Genomic DNA, 21,961 nt, shown 5'->3' on the forward strand with positions numbered 1-21,961 from the left:
AATGGAAAAATATATCTGCCTGCACGGCCATTTTTACCAGCCGCCGCGGGAAAACCCGTGGCTGGAGGATGTTGAGCTCCAGGACTCGGCCTATCCCTACCACGACTGGAATGACCGGATAACCGCCGAATGTTACGAACCCAACACCGTTTCGCGTATTCTAAGCGGGGACGGCTGGATCAGGAAAATTGTCAACAACTACTCCAAAATCAGCTTCAATTTCGGCCCCACGCTGCTTTCCTGGCTGGAGAAAAAAAGACCTGAGGTCTATCAGGCCATTATTGAAGCCGACCGGCAAAGCCGGCAAAACTTTTCGGGGCACGGGTCGGCCCTGGCCCAGGCGTACAACCACATGATCATGCCCCTGGCCTGCCGTCGCGATAAATATACCCAGGTAATCTGGGGTCTTAAGGATTTCGAATACCGCTTCGGCCGCAAGCCCGAGGGAATGTGGCTGCCCGAGACCGCGGTAGACCTGGAAACCCTGGACATCATGGCGGAACAGGGCATCCGCTTTACCGTCCTGGCTCCCTATCAAGCCAGGCGGGTCCGCTCCCTGGGCGCCGGGCAGTGGTATGATCCGGGACCGGGGGGGATTGACACCACCATGCCCTATCAGGTCCGTATTCCCGCTTCGGGCCGGATTATCAATGTGTTCTTTTATAACGGCGAAATTTCCCGGGCCGTGGCATTTGAAAAACTGCTTACCAATGGTGAACGCTTTGCCAGGCGGCTGACCGGCGCTTTCAACGAAAATTCCGGCGCTCCGCAGCTGGTGCACATCGCCACCGACGGTGAAACTTACGGGCACCACCACCGGCACGGGGATATGGCCCTGGCCTTCGCCCTGCACTATATTGAATGCAACAACCTGGCCCGGCTCACCAACTATGGGGAATATCTGGAAAAGCACCCGCCCACCCACGAGGTGGAAATTGTGGAGAACAGCGCCTGGAGCTGCGCCCACGGAGTGGAACGCTGGCGGAACAACTGCGGCTGCAACTCCGGCATGCACCCCGGCTGGGGTCAGGCCTGGCGGGCTCCCCTGCGGAACTCACTGAACTGGCTCAGGAACAGCTTGGCCCCCCGGTACCAGGAAACTGCGCGCCAGTTTTTCAGGGATCCCTGGGAAGCCAGAAACGGTTATATCAATGTGATCCTGAGGCGGTCGCCGGAAAGCATCAAGCAGTTCCTGGAGGAACACGCCACCCGCCGGCTGAACCCGGAGGAAACGATCAGAGCGTTAAAGCTTTTGGAGCAGCAGCGACACGCCATGTTGATGTTCACCAGCTGCGGCTGGTTCTTTGATGAAATCTCAGGCATCGAGACCGTACAGGTGATTAAGTACGCCGCCCGGGTCATCCAACTGGCCCGGGAGCTGTTCAACAGCGACCCGGAGCCAGACTTCCTGGAAATGATGGCCAAGGCCAAAAGCAACATCCCGGATCACCGGGACGGCGCGCATATCTATGAAAAGTTCGTCCAGCCGGCGATGGTGGACCTGCTCAAAGTAGGCGCCCACTATGCCATCTGCTCCCTGTTCGAGTCGTACGACGATTATTCCGGGATATACTGCTACAACGTCCACCGGGAAAACTACCAGAACCGCCTGGCCGGATCCGCCAGGCTGTGCGCCGGGCACGCCCGTGTTACTTCAGAGATCACGCAGAAATCTGTGCATATCAGTTACGGAGTGATTAATTTAGGCAACCACGATGTGAATTGCGGGGTCAGGCCCTTCCAGAACGAGGAGGCCTATAACCGGATGTTGCAAGACTTGACCGGAGCCTTCGAACGCGGAGATTTTACAGGGGTGATCCGGCTTTTGGATCAGCACTTTGAAGGGGCCACCTACTCGCTGAAGCAGCTTTTCCGGGATAAACAGCGGGTGGTCCTGGACATCATTCTGGAAACCACCCTGGACGAGGTAACCGCGGAATACAGGAAGATTTTCGACCGTCACGCCTCCCTGATGCATTTCTTAAAGGATATGGACACTCCCCAGCCCAGGGCCCTGTCGGCGGCCGCCGAATTAATGGTAAACACCAGCCTCCGCCAGGCCTTTGCGGCTGATATGCTGGACATCGATTATATCAAAGCCCTCCTGGGAGAGGCCCAAATGTCCAACATTCCGCTGGACGGGGCCGGCCTCGGCTATGTTCTGGAACAAAGCCTGGAGGAGATTGGAGAACATTTCCACCAGCAATCCGACCTCTCCCAGATTGCTTACCTGGACGCTGTTATCGATATGGTCCGTTCACTGCCCTTCGAGGTTAACCTCTGGAAGGTGCAAAACATCTATTACGGACTGCTTCAAACGGTATGCCAGGAACGCAAGAAAAAGGCCGCACAGGGTGATGGGGAGGCAAAGGCATGGGTAGACCGTTTTAATGCGCTGGGTGATAAACTTCGCATACGAAGGGGCAAATAAAATGTTAAGCCCGCAGCCCCCCGCCGCCACATACAGAATCCAGTTCAACCGACATTTCAGTTTCGCCGGCGCCCGGACTCTGGTACCATACCTGCAAGACTTGGGTATGACCGAGCTTTACGCATCCCCCCTGCTTAAAGCCAGGCGGGGAAGTCCTCACGGCTACGACGTGACCGACCCGACCAGTCTAAACCCGGAACTGGGAAGCGAGGAGGATTTCACGGCCCTGACGGAAACCTTGCGGCAGCACGGGATGGGGCTTTTACTGGACATAGTGCCCAACCACATGGCCGCCGGCGCCGAAAACCCGTGGTGGCTGGATACCATGCGTAACGGACCCGGTTCGCCTTACGCCGGTTTTTTCGACATCGACTGGAACCCAATCAGCCCGGGGCTGGCCGGCAAGGTGCTGCTGCCCATCCTGGGTGAACCCTACGGGAAGGCGCTGGAAAACCGGGAACTGACACTAGAAGCAACGGAAGATGGTTTATGGATCCGCTACTTTGATCATCGCCTGCCGCTTAGCCCCGGCTCCTCTGGCCGGATTCTTGCCGGCTGGTCCAGGGAGCTGGCCGGAGTTCAGGGACGCCCTCCTTTACCGCAGCTGACCGGTTTGCTTAATATGCTGGAGAAACCGGCGCCCGACTTCGTACATGCGTGGGTTATTTTCTGGCGCTTGTACAACACTTATCCCTGGATAAAAACCTTCACTGACCATAAACTTGATGTTTTCAACGGAAAAAAAGGTGTCCCGCAGAGTTTTGACCGGCTGGACGGATTACTGTCGGAACAGTATTCCCGGCTGGCCTTCTGGCGATCCGCCAGGGAGAAAATAAACTACAGGCGTTTCTTTGACGTCAGCAGCCTGGTTTCTCTCCGGATGGAGGACGAAAAAGTATTTGAGGCCACGCATTCCTTGATTTTGAACCTGGCCCGGTCCGGACAGGTCACCGGACTAAGGATTGACCATGTTGACGGCCTGCGCGACCCATATTCCTACCTTGCCCGCCTTCAAGACCGCCTGTCCTGCAGGGGAGACCTTTCCAGCTTTTACGTGGTGGTCGAAAAAATACTGGGCGACGACGAGGACCTGCCCACCGCCTGGCCGGTTAGCGGTACAACGGGCTACGATTTCCTCAATACGCTGAACGGTATCTTCGTGGACCGGTGCGGGGCAGCGGAGCTGGACCGGCTTTATACTGGGCTCACCGGGTCCGGGGAGGATTTTGAGACGGTGGTGTACACCCAAAAAAAGCGGGTAATAGCCGAACTTTTCGCCGGCGACACGCGCACCCTGGCACACCGGCTGGGCCGTCTGGCGGAAGAGGACCGCTGGGGCCGTGAATTCACACTTGCCGAACTGGAACAAGCGCTGGTGGAAATAACAGCTCGTCTCGGTGTCTACCGCACCTATATAAACGACTTTAACGTGGCCGCACAAGACCGTTTTTACATCGAACAAGCGGCCGCCGGGGGCATGCAGGGAAATCCTTCTGCCGGCCCGGCCTGCAAGTTCTTGAAGCGGGTACTGCTGCTGGAATTTCCGGATTACCTCTCCCCGGACCAGCGGGCGTCATGGCTGCGCTTTACCATGCGCTGGCAACAGTTTACCGGACCTGTTATGGCCAAGGGCTGCGAGGATACCGCCCTTTATATGTATAACCGGCTGGTCTCCCTTAACGAGGTTGGAGGCCGCCCGGGGACCGCAGGCATACCGGTGGAGGAGTTCCACCGCCGCAACAAGATCAGGATTGAGCGCTGGCCCTGCGCCATCAACGCCACCTCCACCCACGACACCAAGCGGAGCGAGGATGTCCGCGCCAGGATCAACGTACTGTCTGAAATCCCCGCCGCATGGGAGCGGCGGGTGGAGCGCTGGCGGCAGTGGAACGATTCCCAAAAGCCGCTTTTACATGGCCGGCCTGTACCGGACGAAAACACTGAACTTTTTATTTACCAGACCCTGGTGGGGGCCTGGCCGTTACAAGAAGAAGATATGGCCGATTTCGGGAACCGGCTCCGGGCCTACCTGGTTAAGGCGGCCCGGGAGGCCAAAGTCCACACCAGTTGGCTTTACCCCGACCCCGAATATGAAAGCGCTCTGGAAAAGTTCGTAACATCCATTTTGGAGCCCAGGGACGGGAATTTATTTTTACAGGAGTTCACCAGATTCCAGAAAATCACCGCCTATTACGGAGCGCTAAGCTCACTGGGACAGGCGCTGCTCAAGATAACCTCCCCGGGGATACCGGACTTTTACCAGGGAACCGAGCTGTGGAATTTAAGTCTGGTGGACCCGGATAACCGGCGACCGGTTGATTTTAAGACCCGGGTCCGGCTCCTGGCAGAACTTAAGGAAGAAGATGAGAAAGCCGGCGGCGGGCTTCACCTGGCCCAAACCCTGCTCTCCTGCTGGCCGGACGGCCGGATAAAACTATATCTTATCTATAAGGCTCTGAACTTCCGCCGGGCTCACCGGGACCTGTTCATCACCGGGAAATATATCCCTCTGGCAGCCACCGGGCACGGGCAGGAACATACCTGCGCCTTTGCCCGGAGGCTGGAAAGCTGCTGGAGCCTGACTGTAGTGTCCCTTCTTTTGGCCAAGCTCCAGATATCCAATCGGTCAGCCCATTGCGAAGATGGACTGCCGGAAACCGGCTTCCTGCCGGGGAAGGCATGGGAAGACAGTGCCCTTATTCTGCCTGCACAGTCACCAGGCCGCTGGTTGAACATTTTTACCGGGGAGGTTCTGAACGCTAATAGGGAAGACGGAAAAAACACTCTGCCGCTGGCCAGTCTGTTCCACAGCCTGCCTGTCGCCCTGCTAACGTCAGAGTAAGCGTGTTTTGTAACACATACAACGCATAGAGGGAATAAAAATAATCACTACTTCAGCAACTCTCACTATTGAAAAGGAGAGAACAAATAATGCCTGTCTTAGAATTGAAAGATTACGAGAATGTGGCCGGAAGCGCGGTTATAAAAGAAATCAGGGAATTGGGAGAAAAATTAGAGGGTTACAGCGTTTTGCATATCAACTCCACCAAGCTGGGCGGCGGTGTGGCCGAGATACTGCACACACTGGCGCCGCTGATGCAGGAAGCGGGACTGTTGGTCAGATGGTCGGTGCTGGAAGGGAACCCGGACTTTTTTAACGCTACCAAGCAGTTCCACAACGGGCTGCACGGCCAACCTGTTAAAATCACGGGTGATATGATGGAAAGCTACCTGGCCACGGCCCGGAAAAACCGGCAACTGGTGGCGGAGGAAAACGACCTGGTGATCATCCACGACCAGCAGCCTCTGGGGTTGACTGCCTTCCGCAGTGAGTCCGGCGGCCGCTGGCTGTGGTATTGCCACATCGACCCGCGCTATGCCGTTCCGGCGGTTTGGTATTTTCTGGCGCCCATGGCGTCTGCCTGCGACGTTTCTGTTTTTCACCTGCCGGAGTATGCCCGGAACCTGCCGGTTCTCCAGTACTTTATGCCGCCGGCCATCGCTCCCCTGTCCGATAAGAACAGGGATGTATCCCAGGAGGAGTACTACTCTGTGTTGAAAAAACTGGGAATAGACCCTGAGGGCCCACCGGTAATCCTGCAGGTATCCCGCTTCGACCGTCTGAAGGATCCCGTCGGTCTGATCCAGGCTTTCAAGCTGGTCAGGAAAAACAGGGAATGCCGGCTGATCCTGGCCGGCGGCAGCGCAGACGACGATCCCGAAGGGGCGGCCGTCCTTGATGATGTGCGATTAGAGGCGGACAATGACCCGGACATAACCATCCTGGCGCTGCCACCGGACGCCAACCTGGCAATAAATGTCCTGCAAAGGCGGGCCGACGTGGTGGCGCAGAAGTCCCTCCGTGAGGGATTCGGCCTGACCGCCACCGAAGCACTGTGGAAGGGCAAGCCGGTGGTGGCCACACCTACAGGAGGCCTGGCCCACCAGGTGCTGGACGAAAAAACCGGGCTGTCGGCCAAAACGGTGGAAGAAACCGCCGCTCAGGTAGACCGCCTGCTGGCCGACCCTGAGCTGGGCAGGCGTTTAGGAGCCAAAGGGCGTGAGCACGTGCGCCTTAACTACATCCTGCCGGTCTACCTGCGGAACTGGCTTAAACTCATAAACCTTATCAACTCTCGCCCACGTTAATATCTACCCTGAAGGATACATACAAAAAAAGCCTTTCCGTTTGTTGAAAGGCTTTTTTTACCAGCTCTTTTAAACGATACTGTTGTCCTAACCAGTGGCCAGTTTTCTATCGTTTGGGGCGCAGTCATCAAGATTAAAGGCCTCTTTCTTGCCACTATACTTCATACGCAGTCTGGGTTTTTCAATCTTGCCTGTGGGGTTCCTGGGCACCTTATCAAAGAAAACCTTAAGCGGCCTTTTGTACTTGGGCAAAGCTTGACAGAATTCAATGACCATAGCCTCTGTAAGCAACCTGCCGGGCTTGGTCTCCACAATCGCTACGGGAATCTCCCCCAGGCGATTGTGGGGCATGCCAATCACAGCGACATCCTTGATATCGTCATGAGCCTGCAGGAAATCTTCAATTTCCACCGGGAAGATATTCTCTCCACCATAAATAACGATATCTTTTTTGCGATCCACCAGGAAGATAAACCCGTCTTCGTCCTGCCACGCCATATCTCCGGTATGAAGCCAGCCGTTCTTCAAAACATTCCCGGTGGCCTCCGGGCTTTCATAATAACCATTCATCACGCCCGGTCCCCTGACAAGCAATTCCCCAACCTTACCTCTGGGAACAGGCCTGTCGCGATCATCAACAATCATTACCTCCCAGTTAAAACCGGGAATCCCAATAGCCCCAACCTTGTGTATGTTTTCAATTCCAAGGTGAACGCAACCAGGACCGGTTGCCTCACTTAAGCCGTAGTTGGTGTCATAGAGCTGACCAGGAAAGTACTTCTGCCACCTGCGGATCAGGCTAGGAGGCACAGGCTGGGCTCCAATATGCATAAGCCGCCACTGAGCAAGGTTATATTCCTCAAGGTTAATTTCCCCGCTTTCAATGGCGTCGAGGATATCCTGCGCCCACGGGACAAGCAGCCATACGATGGTTGCCCTTTCTTCCGATACGGCCTCAATAATCCAACGGGGGTTTATGCCGCGCAGGATAACGGCTTTAGAACCTACAACTAGACTGCCGAACCAGTGCATCTTAGCCCCGGTATGGTACAGCGGGGGGATGCAAAGGAAATTGTCCTCGCGTGTCTGAAGGTGATGGCGGTTTTCCGTAATGCAGGCCGATACAAGGTTGGCGTGCGTTAGCAGAATCGGTTTGGGTATACCGGTGGTACCGGAAGTAAAGTAAAGCGCGGCTTCATGATGGTCGTAAATTTTAACCTCAGGAGCGCCGGCAGGGAATTGGGCCAATAGTTCGTTATAATTTTCAGCGGTTTCAGGGCAATCCTCGCCTACAAAAATAAAGCTTTCGGTGCAGCTGAGCGCACCGCGTATTTCGTTGATTTTTTCCCGGAACTCGGATCCATAAACAAGCGCTTTGGCATGCGCGGTTTCTACACATTTCCTGATTTCTTCCGCAGTAAAGCGGAAGTTCAGCGGCACTGCCAGGGCTCCGGTTTTCAGAATTCCAAAATAAACAGGCAGCCATTCCAGACAGTTCATCATCAGAATAACAACCTTGTCTCCCTGCCCGATACCTCTTGACAATAAAAGGTTTGCCAGCCTGTTGGCCGAGTTTTCAAATTCCAGCCAGGTAATCTCTCTTCGCTTGTCTACAGCCGGCTCACGCTCAATCAGAGCAGTATCGTCAGGGTACATCCGCGCGTTACGACAAAGCATTTCTGTTATTGGCATAAAAAAACAACCCCCCACCGTTCTACCATTCTACAGATCCCTCTTTCAAATATGATTTTTTAATTTGCATACATTGCTACTGATAAAGAATATTCAACACAAGAGTTTTATTTCCTGCCAAATTTATTTTTTTCTCGCATGCTTTGAAATCAATAAGTTCCTCGTTTGAGGGCGAATAAACCCGGGGCGCTCCCCCTCAAAATGTTTCCATAAAGAATACGCCTCTCCGGCGTAAGCAAATTGTGTAAGTGACTTATTTGAGCTTGCTTGATAAATCCCAAAGCCCATCTATTTCATCTCCACTTAAAGGCTGATAGCCTTCCCCGCCGGAGGTGAATTCATATTTCATTTCCTGGCCTTCAGTAAGCCCAGTAGAAATGCAATTTGAAAGAGGTAGTCAGTATCAATTATACTGGGAATATTCCCCGAGGATTGGATTTAACCTGTTGGGTAGATTATAAATTGATAAACCTTTAGGAGGCAAACCATGACTGGTATAGCCATTGCCATAGGTTTAGGTTTCTTTATTGTTGCAACATTCATTGTGAAAATTGCAAAGCGGAAATCTAAAACGGGGCCACTGGAGTAAGAATACCCCTGGAATGGTATTGTACAAAGGCAATGGATTATTTTACTAGCTTAAAAATAGAATATTTGGTTAATCATAAATAAAGATTTTAAATTATAGGAGGTGGCTTTCATGACAATAGGGACCAAAATGCACCAAACTCTTGCAAGCCTTGAGGCAGCTGCTGCAAATCTACAAATGTTCGCATTGGACACACAGGATCAAATGGCAAAACAGATGTTTTCAGCATTAAACCAGCAAGTTGAAGGTGTTTGTCAGGTATTGAGAGGCCGTGTTAACTATATAGAACAGAAAGAACCCCAGTATAGAGTAATGCAGCCTGCGATGCAACCACAACAACAGCAATATCAACAATATCAACAATATCAACAATATCAACAACAGTATAACCCTATGCAACCACAACAACAGTATTTCCGGACACAGCCACAACAGCAACAATACTATCGGCCGATGCCGTAACAACAACAGTATAAAAAGGATATGGTAAACCCATATCCTTTTTATACTGTCCGCGTCGCACAGTTGCTACATGTACAAAAGCTGAAGAGACTGGACTCCTTCATGTACATACAAGCCAGCCGGCAAGCCGTTTAATAGCAGAGTTTACTCATGGCAAAACCCGCCTTTTAAGGCGGGCAAAAAGAAGGAAGAAAAAGGAGGTTAAAAAGGTGATCCTGGTATATCATCCGGCTGACAACCGGTTATTTTTAGTTCAATAAGCAGTTCAACGATTGATTATATTTTAGCGTTGGATTCTTAAATTAAGCTGAAAAATATATTATGTTTTCATTAATATTAGGTAAATAAACGCAAAAAGCCCCGCTCCGAAGAACGGAATTGCGCCATTATTCTTGTAAAATAATTAAGCCCCTTCACAGGGACTTTCCTTTTCTTAAAAATAATAAAAAAATTATTAAAACCAAAAACCACTTAACTTGCGTCATTCATTGTTTTTTACAGTATCTACAATTTCACATATCAGAGAGTCAATTTCATTAATTTCATTAATTAGTATCAATGAATAATCAATCTTTTTATGCTCTTTACCAAGTATGAGGTAGCCTTTCAGAATGGTGAGCTTATCAAATAACTTGCTGCAAATATTTAGTATCTTTTCTTCCACTTTAACCAGTGCCCCTTTGAGCAATTTTACTACTTATATACAATTAACTTATTAATCGACATCTCTTGCATTTTGTAGGAAATTATATTTAGAAAACAAAAAAAGCCCGCTCCGGAGAGCGAGGCCTTTTGTATGTCTACTTATTTAGTTTGCTGCCGTGGTAGTCGTACTATCCCCGGAGGTTCATTGGCAGGCTTAAAAACTGGGCCAGCTTATCTTTCAGGACTTCAATGCGCCCAGATGGCTGGGATTGCAACTTCAACCCCAGCAGAACTGCCGGGTCAAATGTGGTCACCAACGCTGTCAATACTGTTTTTTCCAGTATGGTTAAACAAAGGAGGACCTTCACCTTGGCAGCCCTCTCAGATACCTTCGCTAGCGGGATACTCTTTCTGCAATCGCCTGAGCAGTCCTCTTTGATACCGGTTCCCCCTTCTAAACATGTAGCAACAACTGGCATTTTTGAATAATCTACTAATAGCAAAAATGGAAGGGGGTACTTCAATTGAATTACTTTTATGGAATTTTATTAATAATACTTGGATTGTTAATTTTAGCCCGTTATGTTTTCCAGGTTAAAGTACCAATTTTCATAGTCTCAACTGCTATAATCATCATTATTGTAGGAGTCTCATTATTTTTCCATAGGCCTGAGCCAGGATCCAATCGTGATATAGTTTTTAGCAATAAAACTATCCAAGTTACAAATCCGGCTGAAGAATACAATTTAGCTTTTAGCGGAGGTACAATTGACTTATCGATGGTGTCACCTCAGTACAAAGGGCAAAAGATTAAAATAAACAGTCTTCTTTCATGCGGAACCATTAAAATTAATCCAGGAACACCTGCTATTATTAGAATTAATTCCGTACTTTCAGTAACTCAAACACCAGATAACTCATCTGTCTACCTTGGAAGATATAATTACAAGACAGCAAGTTTTAAAGAAAACTCAAATTATCTTGATATAGAAATTAAAAATATTTTTTCCAAATTAAAAGTTGACGAAGCCATAAAAACGAAAACACCGTAAACTTCAACCACGCCGAAAAGGCCTATACCAAAAAAACCGACAAAGAAACCAAATGCGCTACAAAAAGTCCTCCGAACGCTTAACGCGATCCCCGGAGGACTTGATTTCACTGGTGGGTGGGATAAGAATTGAACAGCCTGATAATATCATCGATAGACCGGAACTCCGTTTCTTCAACCTCTGACACAACAGATCATCCCGACAATAATGACCTTCATACTGCTGGTCTTTTCATCGTAACCCTGGTGGGCTTCCTTGGTAGTTTTACGTTCCTGGAGAACCCCTTTCTGCTTCTCGTCAACCCTTCTTTAAGCTTTTGAATCCGCTGCACCATCCTCCGTTCCCGAAGGGAAAGCAAACGTATCGTATCGACGATCTGCGCCAAGGGATCGGTCTCAATCTGCTCATACAGGTCAAGTTCGTCCTCGTCAAGCATGTCTTTCCAGATGGCTTCATGCTCCCCGGTCTTAAGAGCGTTTTTATTTGCAGGTGGAGCGCCACTCCCGGCGCACCCCCCACAGATCATCCACGGTCTTTATCTCAATCCGCCCCTCCCGAAGTCCTTTACCCGCCGATGAGTTGACCGATATGATTTTACTTTACGTTGAATGCTTTTACCGACATTAACGCACTTTCTCTCATGGATAATGTAAAAGGAGAACGGTAAAAATATATCCTTGAAAGGACTGAAATGCTGTGGAAATTAGAGAAAACGTCATTATTCCCTTGGGATATGGAAAGTTCGTTCGTTCCGATAAAATTATCGCACTGGAGCCCATCGAAGAAGACAGAGGCCCTGGGCGAAGAACCCGTGTTTATGTAGAACAAATGTGTAATCCTCTGATTGCCTCCCGAACTGAAACTTCGGTATTAGCCAATATGGTTGAAACCCCTAAAGAAATTATGGAAGCCAACGCATCACTGGAGCTTCTCCGGGACATCTATGATGACATACACCAGATAGGCCCAATGCTTAGAAAAAGCATAAAAAAAGAGGCCAACCTTGACCTGGGTAAAATTGAAAGAAGAATTGAAGAAATACTAAAACATGAAATTGAATTTGAAAAAACACAATAATATTTAATTATACTTCATCCTTTATGGGACTTATGAACGCACTCAGGGCAGACCTCCTTCCTTACGTCCTTTTCAACTGACTCATCGCACTCCGGGAACTCGCCATCAGGATCAAGTTTCTCGCCAACTTTTCCAATTCAGCCTCATTATACCCCGTCAGTTCCACATCAAATGCATTCCTGATTTCTTTTGCCAAATCAATTAACATGGCGTTATCAATCTCCGCCAATTCCGCGAACCGGTTGTCAAAAACCAGGTCCGCCAACTCTTCGGCCTTCGGTTGCCATAGTCCTGACAGTTAACGGGTACCTGCTCGGCACCGGGGAACTTAGCAGCATCATGCGCTCATGGCCGCGAACAATAAACCCGCTTCAGGACTTAAATTCATAATTGTTTGATATTGCCATAATATATAAATATAAACAAAAAGGTGGTCTTGGTATGCATGAGTATTCCTTTGTCAGGGATGCCCAAAAGGTAGGATTCAGATGGCAAAGAGTTCATTGTTATAATGATAAAGGAAATGAGGTTGGTTTCTTTGATTATGATATACAAGCTCCAGGCTGGATTACACTTCAGAAGTTATTCGTTGTAAAAGCCTTCCGAGGGAATGGAATAGCCAGCCTATTAATTAAACACTTTTTGGAGCTGTCTTTTTATAAACTTCACGCAAATTATGTTTCTGTTTATATAGCCCCTAGAGAAAAGGGAATAAGTGTAAATGGACTTATAAAGCTTCACCAAAAACATGGTTTTGACATTACTGATCGCAAATTATCAGAAGCCAAGGCGAGTTTAAAGTTGCAAGCATTCTTAGACAACAATAAATAAAACGACAAATGAGTGCCGGGCATCAAAAAGCCCTCCGGGCACTTTACGCGATCCCCGGAGGGCTTGATTTCACTGGTGGGCGGGATAAGAATTGAACTTACGACCTTCTGCGTGTCAAGCAGACGTTCTCCCACTGAACTACCCGCCCATTAAGCTGTCAGTACAATATATTATGCCTGATAGCCCGCCATAAGTCAAGCTTTATCAATCAAACACTTTATCCCATTACCTGTGCCAACCGTTCCTTTCTTCATAGAAGAATATTTCTACTACGAAATTCCTGCATCATCGACCCGTGACTAAATGGTTTACCATCCCCGCCAGAGGGATCTCTACAGGCGTAAATTCCCGGAGAACTTCCGGTACTCAAATTTTAAGCAACGCTTATTGCATATTTCTTCAGGTTGACAGCTGCATTAACGTCACGGTCATGATGCGCTCCGCAGCAAGGACAGTCCCATTCACGAATAGATAGGGGCATGCTGTCCATCACATAACCGCAAGATGAGCATGTCTTGCTGCTGGGATAAAAACGGGGAGCGACTATCAGTGTTGACCCGTACCACACAGTCTTATATGCTAATTGCTGCCGGAATTCTCCCCAGCCCACGTCTGCGATATGCCTGGACAACCGGTCATTTTGCAACATCCCGTGGACATTCAAATCTTCGATCACGATCCCCGACTTGGTTTTCGTCAGAGCTGTCGTGAGCTTGTGAATGAAGTCCTGCCGGCTGTTGCGGATGCGCCGGTGCAGCCGGGCTAATCCAAGAGCGCTTTTCTTCCGGTTGTTGGAGCCTTTTTGCATCCTGCTGTGTTTCTTGGATAATCGCTTGAGTCTTTTCAGATACTTGCCCAGAGGTTTAGGGGCTTCGATCTTTGTCCCGTCAGAAATGCTCACAAAATGATTAAGTCCAACATCAATACCGATAACTTCGCCGGTGACTTGTTCTGGTTCTGGAATCTCCACCTCGCAGGTTAAACTGACAAACCAGCGATCCGCTTCCCGGCTGACAGTGGCCGAAAGAATCCGGCCGGCTATCCCTGTTTCTTCTTTGAGGCGGAGCACCCCCAGACGGGGAAGCTGGACGGCCTTATCTTCAACTCTGATCGATCCCGTCAATCGAAAAGAGTCATGCACGCCCTTCTTTTTGAACTTGGGAAAGCCAACACGCTCTCCAGCTTTCAGGCCGGCGAAGAAGTTCTTGAAAGCCCGGTCCAGATCCCGAAGGGCTTCTTGGGGAGCGCACTTGGATACCTCGTACATCCAGGGAAAATTCGTTTGCTTGAGTTTATTCAATTCCCGGTGTTGCGCTATGGCATTGGTAGACTTCTTTTCCGTTTGATATAACGCTATCCGGCGGGCTAAACCCCAGTTGTAGGCGAAGCGGGCGCATCCGGCATGTTTGGCCATGAGGATTCGCTCTCGCACATTTGGCTTCAGCTCATACCTATAGGCACGGTTAATGATCATGCTCTATAGCCTCCATTGCTTTTTTGGCCTTGTTTTTAGCTGCTCTGCGGCCATACAGCCTGGCACAGAAAGATGTGAGGACTTCAATCATGTCCTGAACTAAGTCATCTTTCATTTCAGACTGATCCATCACGATCACACGTCTACCCTGGGCGGAAAGACAGCTTTCCACGTATTCAAAGCCAAATCGCATGAGACGCTCACGATGTTCCACCACGATCACTCGAACCTTTGGATCTGACAGCAATTTCATTAATTTCGGGCGGCGCCCATTCAAGCCGGAACCGATCTCTGTTACGGCTTTACCGATTTCCCAACCTTGTGCGTTTGCATAGGTTAGCAGGCGGGAAATTTGACCGTCCAGATCGCTTTTCTGGTCTGCGCTGGATACTCTCGCATACAAAGCGACTGTTCCTGATGATTCTCCGCTTTCTTTGATCAGGATTGTTCCTGTTGGGGTTTGTTCCGCGGGAACAGGTAATTTTCCTGACTTGAACCATTTCCAGGCAGTCCTGTAGGTAATTCCGTTTTTCTTTGCCCATTCACTTAGCTTCATGGAAGTATTGTACCATGAAAGGCAATATATTTCTATATTTTAATTAACAGCTTGGAACCCCTGAGGGAAAGTCAAACGTTTTAACCGACCACTTCTTTCAGTTTTTTTCCAAAATATTAAAGCGTTCATGTATAAATTCAAGTGGACCCTTTAAGGGTCTCTTTAAGGCATTTACTCTGTTAAATATTTAAGCCTTCCTCAAAACAACTGTTCCCTCCTGCCCTTACGAATCCTCCGCTCCAACAAGAATTCTTTTTCAGCGTCAATCCGAATTCCTCTGGAGCCATCCATATGGCTTTCATTGATAACGTGGCCTGGTTCACTTTTTTTGAACTTTTCAATATCTTCAATGCCATTAGTATCAATATCAAAGAATTCAATAGTCATAAACAAGATATCGGGCTTTCAACCACTTTTCATTAATGCATTGTACAATCAATACAAAATAACAATGATTTTATTGAACAATCAATACAAAAATAACAATTGTTTTATTGTACAATCAATACAAATAACCATTATTTCTTTAAACAAGTCAAACAAAACTAACAATATCTTTACATAGAAAATAAATAATTACTCATAACTAAGAAATATCAATTAAATATCATAATTTAATTAAATAAAGATTATTTATCACTCTTAATCTCCTTATATCTTTTATTTACTCCAGCTCACTCCGCTTTGCCATCATTGTCTAATGTTTAATAATCATGATATATTTAATAATATATAGACTAAAAAATTAATATTAGGTTTTATCGAAATATTTATGCAGGAGCACCTTTTTCTCTTAGTAGAAAGGAGGTGATACTATGAGTAATGAAGATAAAGTATTATTAGCTATCTTTGATGAGAGTAAAAAAGATTCACCCAATATTAGTCAGGAGATTACAAAAGAAAAATTAAATATGGATCTCGATGAATTTAACATAGCATTAAAAAAACTTAGCGACTTAGAACTAATCAAAGGAGCTAATATAATTCTTAGTAGTGGTAATATTGTTGCAGTTTTTACAAAAAACATTTCTATTACTGACACTGGGAAAGAATATGTAAGTAAAAATTTGTTGTAAAATTAAATATTTATATCAAGTTAGTTTTTAGACACTTGTTTAAACAGGTGTCTTTTTTTTGGCAGAGGTACTCATTATCTCCACATGGATATTTTGCTGTTCTGCGAAACCAGCAGTTTCTGTCTCTGCGTGATCTAAACTAAGCGAGCCACGAGAAGCTTATCGAGTTTATCAATCAAACACTTTATCCCATAATTGCCTGTGCCATCCTGGTCTTGGGACGTCCTCTGCCGCCACAAGGTTTAACCGCCCGATTTCCTGGCCATCCAGGAAGTAAACTGCCTGGCCAAGGCTCTGTCCCTGTTTAACCGGCGCCGGCACGGTTTCCTTGATTTCCAGGCGCTGTTCCAGTTTAGGCAGAAAATCAGGGTCTATTCTTACCTCCAACGCATCTTGGGCTACAGCATCCACTGATGGTTGGACACCTCCAGTCACCGCCGCTTGTGTGACCTTCTCGCCTGCCCCGGCAACAGTCACCGGCTTCACTACCTCAAACCCGTAGTCCAGCAGAGTTATACAATCCCGGTAGCGATCGTAGCAGTTAAGCGCCACAGCAATTAAACGCCGCCCATCCCGGGTGGCTGAAGCGATCAGGCAGTTGCCGGCCATGGGCGTGGTCCCTGTTTTCACCCCGTCGATGCCATCATAGCCGATGGAGAGCAGGCGGTTGCTGTTTATTATCTTTTCCTCCCGCTGCTGCGGTTCAACCCAGTGTACCGTAGCCTCCCGCGTCTGCACCAGTTCATTGATCTTGGGGAGCCCGAGGGCATACCTGGTCAGCACCGCCAGATCGCGGGCGGTGGTATAGTGGTTGGGGTGATGATAGCCGTTGGTATTTATATATCTGGTGCCGAACAAACCCAGGGCCACCGCCTTGGCGTTCATCATGCGGACAAAGCGGTCATGGCTGCCCCCGACATGCTCGGCTATGGCTACGGTGGAATCATTGGCGGAGGTCACCAGCGCAGCCTTGAGGAGTTCCTCCAGGGTTATTTTTTCACCCTTGCGCAGATCGATAATCGACCCCATTTCCACTGATGACGACCGTCCGGTTATAGTGACTACATCATCTAGTTTACCACTTTCCAGGGCAACGACAGCTGTCATGAGCTTGGTCAAGCTGGCCGGGTCGGCCCGCCTGGCGGCGTTCTTGGTAAAATACAACTGGCCGGTTGTCACGTCCATAAGTACAGCGGCGCTTGAGCTTACGCGGGGCGCTGTTGCCAGCGCTGTAGATGGGCAAAACAGGCACAATATAAGCGCTAAAAGAAGAACTGGTTTATACCTGGACAATCCGGACATTTTGCCTCCTGAAATATTGGCAATAATTGTAATATCCCGTTTACTTCGCTCATATATAATGGTAAATACTTCTAGGTACGGAGTGACGGTGATGAAAACTTATTTTTTGGACCTCTCTAAAATTAAAAAGCCTATGCAGGCAGTCCTGCTCGTAGGTTTGACAGCCTTCATTTTTACAGTTGCGCTGGTCCAACCGGATGGCATCCTGCCTGTCCACGCCAAGCACCAGGCTATTTGCAAGGCCAAGACCAGCCATAAAGTTGTGGCGCTGACCTTCAACATAAACTGGGGCGGCAAGGTACCAGGTCCGGTGCTGGACACCCTAAAGACACAAAACCAGCAGGCCACTTTTTTCATATCCAGCGCCTGGGCTCAAAAATACCCTCAGTTGGCCCGCCGTATCGCCGCTGAAGGGCATGAGATCGGGAGCAGCCTTGACCGCCAGGTGACCCCGGATAACAGTACCGCGGCCGAACTGAATGAAGAACTTCTTACCATGAAGGAGGTCACTTGCCAGGCCTCCGGTGTAACTCCCACCCTGCTCAGGATCTCGCACGGGGAATGGAACGAACTGTTCCTGTCTGCGGCTGCTGAAGCCGGATACACTGTGGTCCAGTGGAACCTGAACTCAATGGATATCCAAACGCCTGGCAAGGACAACATTGTAAATAACGTGGTCAAGGGCGTTCAACCGGGCTCAATTATCCTGATGAACGCCTCCGATACCGCCTCTCAGACCCCCGGCGCGCTCTCTGATGTTATTGCCGGGCTGAGGGCTGAGGGCTACGAATTGGTGACGGTATCCTCACTCTTAAAGATTGGCCAGGGCGTCACTGATTAATTCTTAAAAACCGCATTTTTGGATGCGGTTTTTTCCCTTACTTGGAGGTGGGGGACATCCTCTTAACAATTTCCGCCAGTTCACTATCGAAAGCGGATATTGGCTGCCCTGCGGCTATTCCTTCGGCTACCCGCCTGATACGTGTTACTGTGTCCGCATCACTGCTTACATAAACAGTGGTAAGCCGCGGCTCTGCTTTCTTGGCCTCGTCGCTGACCTCGCTTTTGATCCTGTCAGTTTCACTCTGCTCCGTTCCAGCCTTCTGGTCAACACCTACATAGGCTATCGATCCTGCTATAACTGTGGTGGCGGTGTTGACTCCGCGTACCTTCATGGCTGCGCTGGAGATTTTATTTGCTATATTGTTTAATTCACCGGCATCGGTGGGCATGGGCTGCTGGCTGGGCGCTGCAGGCGCCGTGGGCTGCTGCTGGGTAGGTGGATTCTGCGGCTCAGGCTTCCTCACCGCATTGCAGCCAGCCAGCAACGCTGCCCCGAAAACCACCGCCGCAACCCAAGCTACAAACTTTTCAGGCTTTTTCATTTTTCAACCCTCCTTTCCCTTTCATGGCTATTATCTCAAATGTGATTAAACTTATTCGCACATAAAATAACTAAAGCCCGCTTGCCAGAGCGGGCACGGATTTCGTCGCTATTTAGTCGGCCATTTTCAGAATTACGATGGGGGTCTGCTGGTCGTCGTTGCCGAATGGATTGTCTGCCAGGTCCCTGGTCAACCCTCCGGTGTCGACCCCCTTGGAGACAGCCAGGATATCGACATTCCCCGTGTCATTCACATCCACGATAACCGCCCCGGCGCCGATGGCGTCCCTGATCCTGTCAACTACCTGCTGGGGATCTTTAGGCCCGAGGACAATGTGTTTCTCGAAGGGGTACATTGTTCCGGCCACATCATCGATGAGCGCCAGGTGATGTCCGGCCACCCGGTAAAAATCCCCCCTGCGCCCTACAAGCCTGCCTGCTGCAGCCGCGACAACCCCCAGTAGGATCTGCAGGGTCCCGGTTTCTTGAATAGCGAGCTGCATGGCATGGGGAGTCGCCAGGCTCCCGTCCTTGCCCGGGAAACGACAGAGAATTTTGGCCAGAAACCCCGGGCGCACTGTTTCCGGCAGGATCGCCCGGCCCTGGGTAATCGCCACCACACTTTCAGCTACGGTGACAATATCCCCGGGCTCCACTATGTCTCCGGTATATTTTTTAACGACATCAACAATATCGTCCTTCTCGGTAAGGATGTGAGTCCTGATAGGTATCCTGGCCGTAATCACACTAACACCTCTTGCTGCCGGACGGAACCCGCCAGGTAATTCTTCACCCCGTTGAAAATCCCTTCCGCCGCTTTCTTGTGCACTGTCGGGCTACGCAACAGCCCTTCTTCCACCCAGTTGGTGATGGTGACTACCTCGACCTCAATGGCCGGTATTGAGCCTAATATCCCGTATTCCTTTTTTTTTCTGATCCCGCGATCCACAAGTTTGAGTTTCTTGAGCAGTTCTTCCTTGACGTGTCCAGCCAGGCCGGCGCTGTCACGGCTGGAGGATGAATACAGCACCGCCGCCCCGCTTACCTTGTTATTCTGGTCAATATTGGTATGAATACTTACAAAGATGCAGGCATTTTGGTCCTTCGCAGCCTTCATCCGTTCCGTGGGAGAAACCGCCTGGTCCTCCTGTCTGGTCAGGATAACTTCCGCCCCGGCCTGTTCAAACAATTTCTTTAAATTTAAGGCAATTAGCATTACCACGTTCTTTTCGACAAGGTTAACCGGTCCCCGGCCTCCCAGGTCCTCTCCGCCGTGCCCGGGGTCGATCACTATTTTCTTGCCTTGAAATAACCTGGTAATAAAGCTTCTCTCCAGAGTGACGGATGTCCTTACGGGCAATTCTCCGGTAACCCCAAAGTCAAATGCCGCCGGGTGTTCGGTTTCGATAGCTACAGTAATCCTGTCGTGACCGGCCTGATCCAGCGATACCCTCCGGATCAGCCCATCGTTAATTTCCACAGGCCCTAACGGCATATTGGCCATAACCCCTGAACCTTCGAGCAGGATTTTACCGCCCTGCCGCTTTACTTTAGTCTGAAAGGCCCCGGTTGATTCGATAACTACTCTGGAAAAGAGCAAACCATCCTCGTTTTCAACCACTTTAGACCAGATATTGGTGATCCTGGGGATTTTTCCAGAAGACAATAGGGGGCCTCCTTCCCAAAATCATGCGACCTGGACAGGCAAAATTGTCATTACTAAAGCTTATTCTCTACCGGTAAGAATATATGTGTTATTTTATGGGATATGGGGGGGGCGCCTGGTCCTTCTGGAAGGCCTGTAAACACTTGCCTCCAACCCCAAAACAAATCTGGCGCATAACACCCCCAGCAGGACTCCGCCCAGGATGTCCAGGGGATAGTGGACGCCAACGTAAACCCTGGAAAATGCCATAACAACCGCCATCAGCAGCGCCGGCCAGGCCAGCCGGGGTATTTTGCGGGCGACCACAAGGCTTGAGGCGAAAGCGTTGGCTGCATGTCCTGACGGAAAGGAAAAAGAACCGGGTGAACCCACCAGCAGGTTTACTCCCTCAAGGCCTAAAAAAGGCCTGGGTCTCTGAAATATGTGCTTTAAGATTTCCTCTCCAATCACAAAGCTGATGAAAAGGGCTAACAGCATCAAAAAAGAGGTCCTTCTCGTTTTAGGTCCAAATAGATAGAGAAGGAGCGCGAAGAGCAACCAGAGCAGGCCATTATCGCCGACATTGCTGACAAAGGGCATAACCACGTTAAAGAGGGCATTATGCAGGGACTGATTAACGAAATAAAACCATTGTATGTCCAAGTTTTTGATAGTTAAGAAGACGCTCTCCAGCATCATAGCCACCTGTTATTCGTAATTCTGTTCTTATTAATACTAGAGACGGAAAATATTAGGATGGGACATCCCGGTTGACAAGGCGTCAGCAGGGCATGAAAAACCAAGCGATGCGGGCGCGAATGGATTCTAAGCATATCCGCATACCTGTGGAGCCAATGAAAAATTAAGACCTGCGCGTTTACAGGTTAGTGCAAAGGATAATCAGGCTCTTGTTGGCTATACCCATGTGGCTAGCGCTTGCGGCGCAGCCACAGGTAGACGGCCAGGGCAACCAGGCCGAGCGCGACAACTATGTCCAGCTTGTGGTACAAGGGTTCAATCGCTTTCCAGTTTTGCCCCAGCTTAAACCCTACATAGGTGAGCAGCAGACTCCAGGGCAGTGAGCCCATGAAGGTGTAAAAAACAAACTTTTTAAAATTCATCCCGCCGATTCCTGCGGGAAGAGAGATAAAGGTGCGTACAATCGGCATCAACCGGGTAAAAAAGACCGTGACCTCACCGTAGCGCTCAAACCAACCGGTAGCCTGGTCCAGGTGTTTTATTGAAAAGCCAAAGTAACGGCCATATTTAAGCAGGAAAGGCCTCCCCCCCAACAACCCCAGGTAGTAGGAGAGGATCGAGCCAACTGTCCCGCCTATTGTTCCAGCCAGCACGGCACGGTAAAACTCGAGCCGGCCGGTTGAGACCAGATAACCGCCAAAAGGCAAAATCACCTCGCTGGGTAGGGGGATATTGGCGCTTTCTATGGCCATGCCGATCGCAATCCCCCAGTACCCGGTGGCTGCGATTGCATCGGTAATAGTTTTGAAAACAACTTCAATTAATCCAGTTATAAAAGTCAAAATGTCCTCCTTATAAAAACACATCCCGTCTGTAAAAAAGCGGGATGCGCATCCC

General features: G+C 49.4%; 23 protein-coding genes and 1 tRNA gene. 9 read left to right on the forward strand and 15 right to left on the reverse strand.

The features are described 5' to 3' along the window. The first annotated feature begins 1 nt into the window (after position 1). From Psch_RS15575 to Psch_RS15585, 3 genes are all read left to right on the forward strand, one after another. Entirely contained in the window at positions 2-2,431 is a 2,430-nt protein-coding gene (locus Psch_RS15575) for a DUF3536 domain-containing protein (RefSeq protein WP_190258728.1), read from the forward strand. Between the two features lies 1 nt (position 2,432). Then, positions 2,433-5,273, forward strand: coding sequence for a malto-oligosyltrehalose synthase (treY, locus tag Psch_RS15580; RefSeq protein WP_190258729.1), 2,841 nt, complete (start codon positions 2,433-2,435; stop codon positions 5,271-5,273). A gap of 89 nt (positions 5,274-5,362) precedes the next feature. Next, entirely contained in the window at positions 5,363-6,580 is a 1,218-nt protein-coding gene (locus tag Psch_RS15585) for a glycosyltransferase (RefSeq protein ID WP_190258730.1), read from the forward strand. Positions 6,581-6,667: 87 nt separating this feature from the next. Here Psch_RS15585 and Psch_RS15590 read toward each other — a convergent pair whose 3' ends face one another. Next, complete coding sequence (locus tag Psch_RS15590) at positions 6,668-8,272, reverse strand: class I adenylate-forming enzyme family protein (RefSeq protein WP_190258731.1); 1,605 nt, start codon at positions 8,270-8,272, stop codon at positions 6,668-6,670. Between the two features lie 700 nt (positions 8,273-8,972). Here Psch_RS15590 and Psch_RS15595 point away from each other — a divergent pair. Then, positions 8,973-9,323 (forward strand): DUF1657 domain-containing protein, encoded by a 351-nt coding sequence (locus Psch_RS15595; RefSeq protein ID WP_190258732.1) that lies wholly within the window; start codon positions 8,973-8,975, stop codon positions 9,321-9,323. A 481-nt stretch (positions 9,324-9,804) separates the two neighbouring features. Here Psch_RS15595 and Psch_RS15600 read toward each other — a convergent pair whose 3' ends face one another. Both Psch_RS15600 and Psch_RS15605 read right to left on the reverse strand, forming a co-directional pair. Further along, positions 9,805-9,987: a histidine kinase gene (locus Psch_RS15600; RefSeq protein ID WP_190258733.1), complete on the reverse strand. Its 183-nt coding sequence runs from the start codon at positions 9,985-9,987 to the stop codon at positions 9,805-9,807. A gap of 169 nt (positions 9,988-10,156) precedes the next feature. Next, positions 10,157-10,336 carry a hypothetical protein gene (locus Psch_RS15605; protein WP_190258734.1) on the reverse strand — a complete coding sequence of 60 codons (180 nt, stop codon included), beginning with the start codon at positions 10,334-10,336 and terminating at the stop codon, positions 10,157-10,159. A 156-nt stretch (positions 10,337-10,492) separates the two neighbouring features. Here Psch_RS15605 and Psch_RS15610 point away from each other — a divergent pair, with 156 nt between their 5' ends. Continuing rightward, the gene (locus tag Psch_RS15610; RefSeq protein ID WP_190258735.1) at positions 10,493-11,020 is read left to right on the forward strand and encodes a hypothetical protein; all 528 of its coding nucleotides are present in this window, start codon (positions 10,493-10,495) and stop codon (positions 11,018-11,020) included. A 214-nt stretch (positions 11,021-11,234) separates the two neighbouring features. Here Psch_RS15610 and Psch_RS15615 read toward each other — a convergent pair whose 3' ends face one another. Further along, positions 11,235-11,546 carry a hypothetical protein gene (locus tag Psch_RS15615; RefSeq protein ID WP_190258736.1) on the reverse strand — a complete coding sequence of 104 codons (312 nt, stop codon included), beginning with the start codon at positions 11,544-11,546 and terminating at the stop codon, positions 11,235-11,237. 170 nt (positions 11,547-11,716) lie between these two features. Here Psch_RS15615 and Psch_RS15620 point away from each other — a divergent pair, with 170 nt between their 5' ends. Next, positions 11,717-12,097, forward strand: a complete 381-nt coding sequence (locus tag Psch_RS15620) for a hypothetical protein (protein ID WP_190258737.1) — start codon at positions 11,717-11,719, stop codon at positions 12,095-12,097. A 61-nt stretch (positions 12,098-12,158) separates the two neighbouring features. Here the strand turns inward: Psch_RS15620 and Psch_RS15625 are convergent, their stop codons facing one another. Beyond that, complete coding sequence (locus tag Psch_RS15625; protein ID WP_190258738.1) at positions 12,159-12,362, reverse strand: hypothetical protein; 204 nt, start codon at positions 12,360-12,362, stop codon at positions 12,159-12,161. Positions 12,363-12,487: 125 nt separating this feature from the next. Between Psch_RS15625 and Psch_RS15630 the strand changes: the two genes are divergently transcribed. Continuing rightward, complete coding sequence (locus tag Psch_RS15630; RefSeq protein WP_190258739.1) at positions 12,488-12,928, forward strand: GNAT family N-acetyltransferase; 441 nt, start codon at positions 12,488-12,490, stop codon at positions 12,926-12,928. Between the two features lie 73 nt (positions 12,929-13,001). Here the strand turns inward: Psch_RS15630 and Psch_RS15635 are convergent. From Psch_RS15635 to Psch_RS15650, 4 genes are all read right to left on the reverse strand, one after another. Then, positions 13,002-13,076, reverse strand: a tRNA-Val gene (locus Psch_RS15635). Positions 13,077-13,301: 225 nt separating this feature from the next. Beyond that, positions 13,302-14,402 carry an RNA-guided endonuclease InsQ/TnpB family protein gene (locus Psch_RS15640; protein ID WP_206663785.1) on the reverse strand — a complete coding sequence of 367 codons (1,101 nt, stop codon included), beginning with the start codon at positions 14,400-14,402 and terminating at the stop codon, positions 13,302-13,304. Beyond that, positions 14,392-14,958, reverse strand: a complete 567-nt coding sequence (locus Psch_RS15645; protein WP_190258740.1) for an IS607 family transposase — start codon at positions 14,956-14,958, stop codon at positions 14,392-14,394. Before Psch_RS15645 ends, Psch_RS15640 begins: the two co-directional genes overlap by 11 nt. A 198-nt stretch (positions 14,959-15,156) precedes the next feature. Beyond that, positions 15,157-15,351, reverse strand: coding sequence for a hypothetical protein (locus tag Psch_RS15650; RefSeq protein ID WP_190258741.1), 195 nt, complete (start codon positions 15,349-15,351; stop codon positions 15,157-15,159). Positions 15,352-15,773: 422 nt separating this feature from the next. Here Psch_RS15650 and Psch_RS15655 point away from each other — a divergent pair, with 422 nt between their 5' ends. Further along, positions 15,774-16,034, forward strand: coding sequence for a YjcQ family protein (locus Psch_RS15655; protein ID WP_190258742.1), 261 nt, complete (start codon positions 15,774-15,776; stop codon positions 16,032-16,034). 171 nt (positions 16,035-16,205) lie between these two features. Here the strand turns inward: Psch_RS15655 and Psch_RS15660 are convergent, their stop codons facing one another. Next, positions 16,206-17,336, reverse strand: a complete 1,131-nt coding sequence (locus Psch_RS15660) for a D-alanyl-D-alanine carboxypeptidase family protein (RefSeq protein WP_190258743.1) — start codon at positions 17,334-17,336, stop codon at positions 16,206-16,208. 91 nt (positions 17,337-17,427) lie between these two features. Between Psch_RS15660 and Psch_RS15665 the strand changes: the two genes are divergently transcribed. Continuing rightward, positions 17,428-18,177, forward strand: coding sequence for a polysaccharide deacetylase family protein (locus Psch_RS15665; protein WP_190258744.1), 750 nt, complete (start codon positions 17,428-17,430; stop codon positions 18,175-18,177). Positions 18,178-18,214: 37 nt separating this feature from the next. On the opposite strand, the gene Psch_RS15670 is transcribed toward Psch_RS15665, so the two are convergent. The 5 genes from Psch_RS15670 to Psch_RS15690 form a co-directional block, all read right to left on the reverse strand. After that, on the reverse strand, positions 18,215-18,721 hold the full coding sequence (locus tag Psch_RS15670; RefSeq protein WP_190258745.1) for a YhcN/YlaJ family sporulation lipoprotein: 507 nt from the start codon (positions 18,719-18,721) through the stop codon (positions 18,215-18,217). 112 nt (positions 18,722-18,833) lie between these two features. After that, positions 18,834-19,466: a coenzyme F420-0:L-glutamate ligase gene (locus Psch_RS15675; protein WP_190258746.1), complete on the reverse strand. Its 633-nt coding sequence runs from the start codon at positions 19,464-19,466 to the stop codon at positions 18,834-18,836. Then, a complete protein-coding gene (locus Psch_RS15680) occupies positions 19,463-20,386 on the reverse strand; it encodes an N-acetylmuramoyl-L-alanine amidase family protein (protein ID WP_190258747.1) in 924 nt (307 codons plus the stop codon). Before Psch_RS15680 ends, Psch_RS15675 begins: the two co-directional genes overlap by 4 nt. 93 nt (positions 20,387-20,479) lie before the next feature. Next, on the reverse strand, positions 20,480-21,064 hold the full coding sequence (locus Psch_RS15685) for a phosphatase PAP2 family protein (protein WP_190258748.1): 585 nt from the start codon (positions 21,062-21,064) through the stop codon (positions 20,480-20,482). A 230-nt stretch (positions 21,065-21,294) separates the two neighbouring features. After that, positions 21,295-21,897 (reverse strand): DedA family protein, encoded by a 603-nt coding sequence (locus tag Psch_RS15690; RefSeq protein ID WP_427910114.1) that lies wholly within the window; start codon positions 21,895-21,897, stop codon positions 21,295-21,297. Between the last annotated feature and the right edge of the window lie 64 nt (positions 21,898-21,961).

Origin of the sequence: Pelotomaculum schinkii (genome assembly GCF_004369205.1) — a bacterium.
GTDB lineage: Bacteria > Bacillota > Desulfotomaculia > Desulfotomaculales > Pelotomaculaceae > Pelotomaculum_C > Pelotomaculum_C schinkii.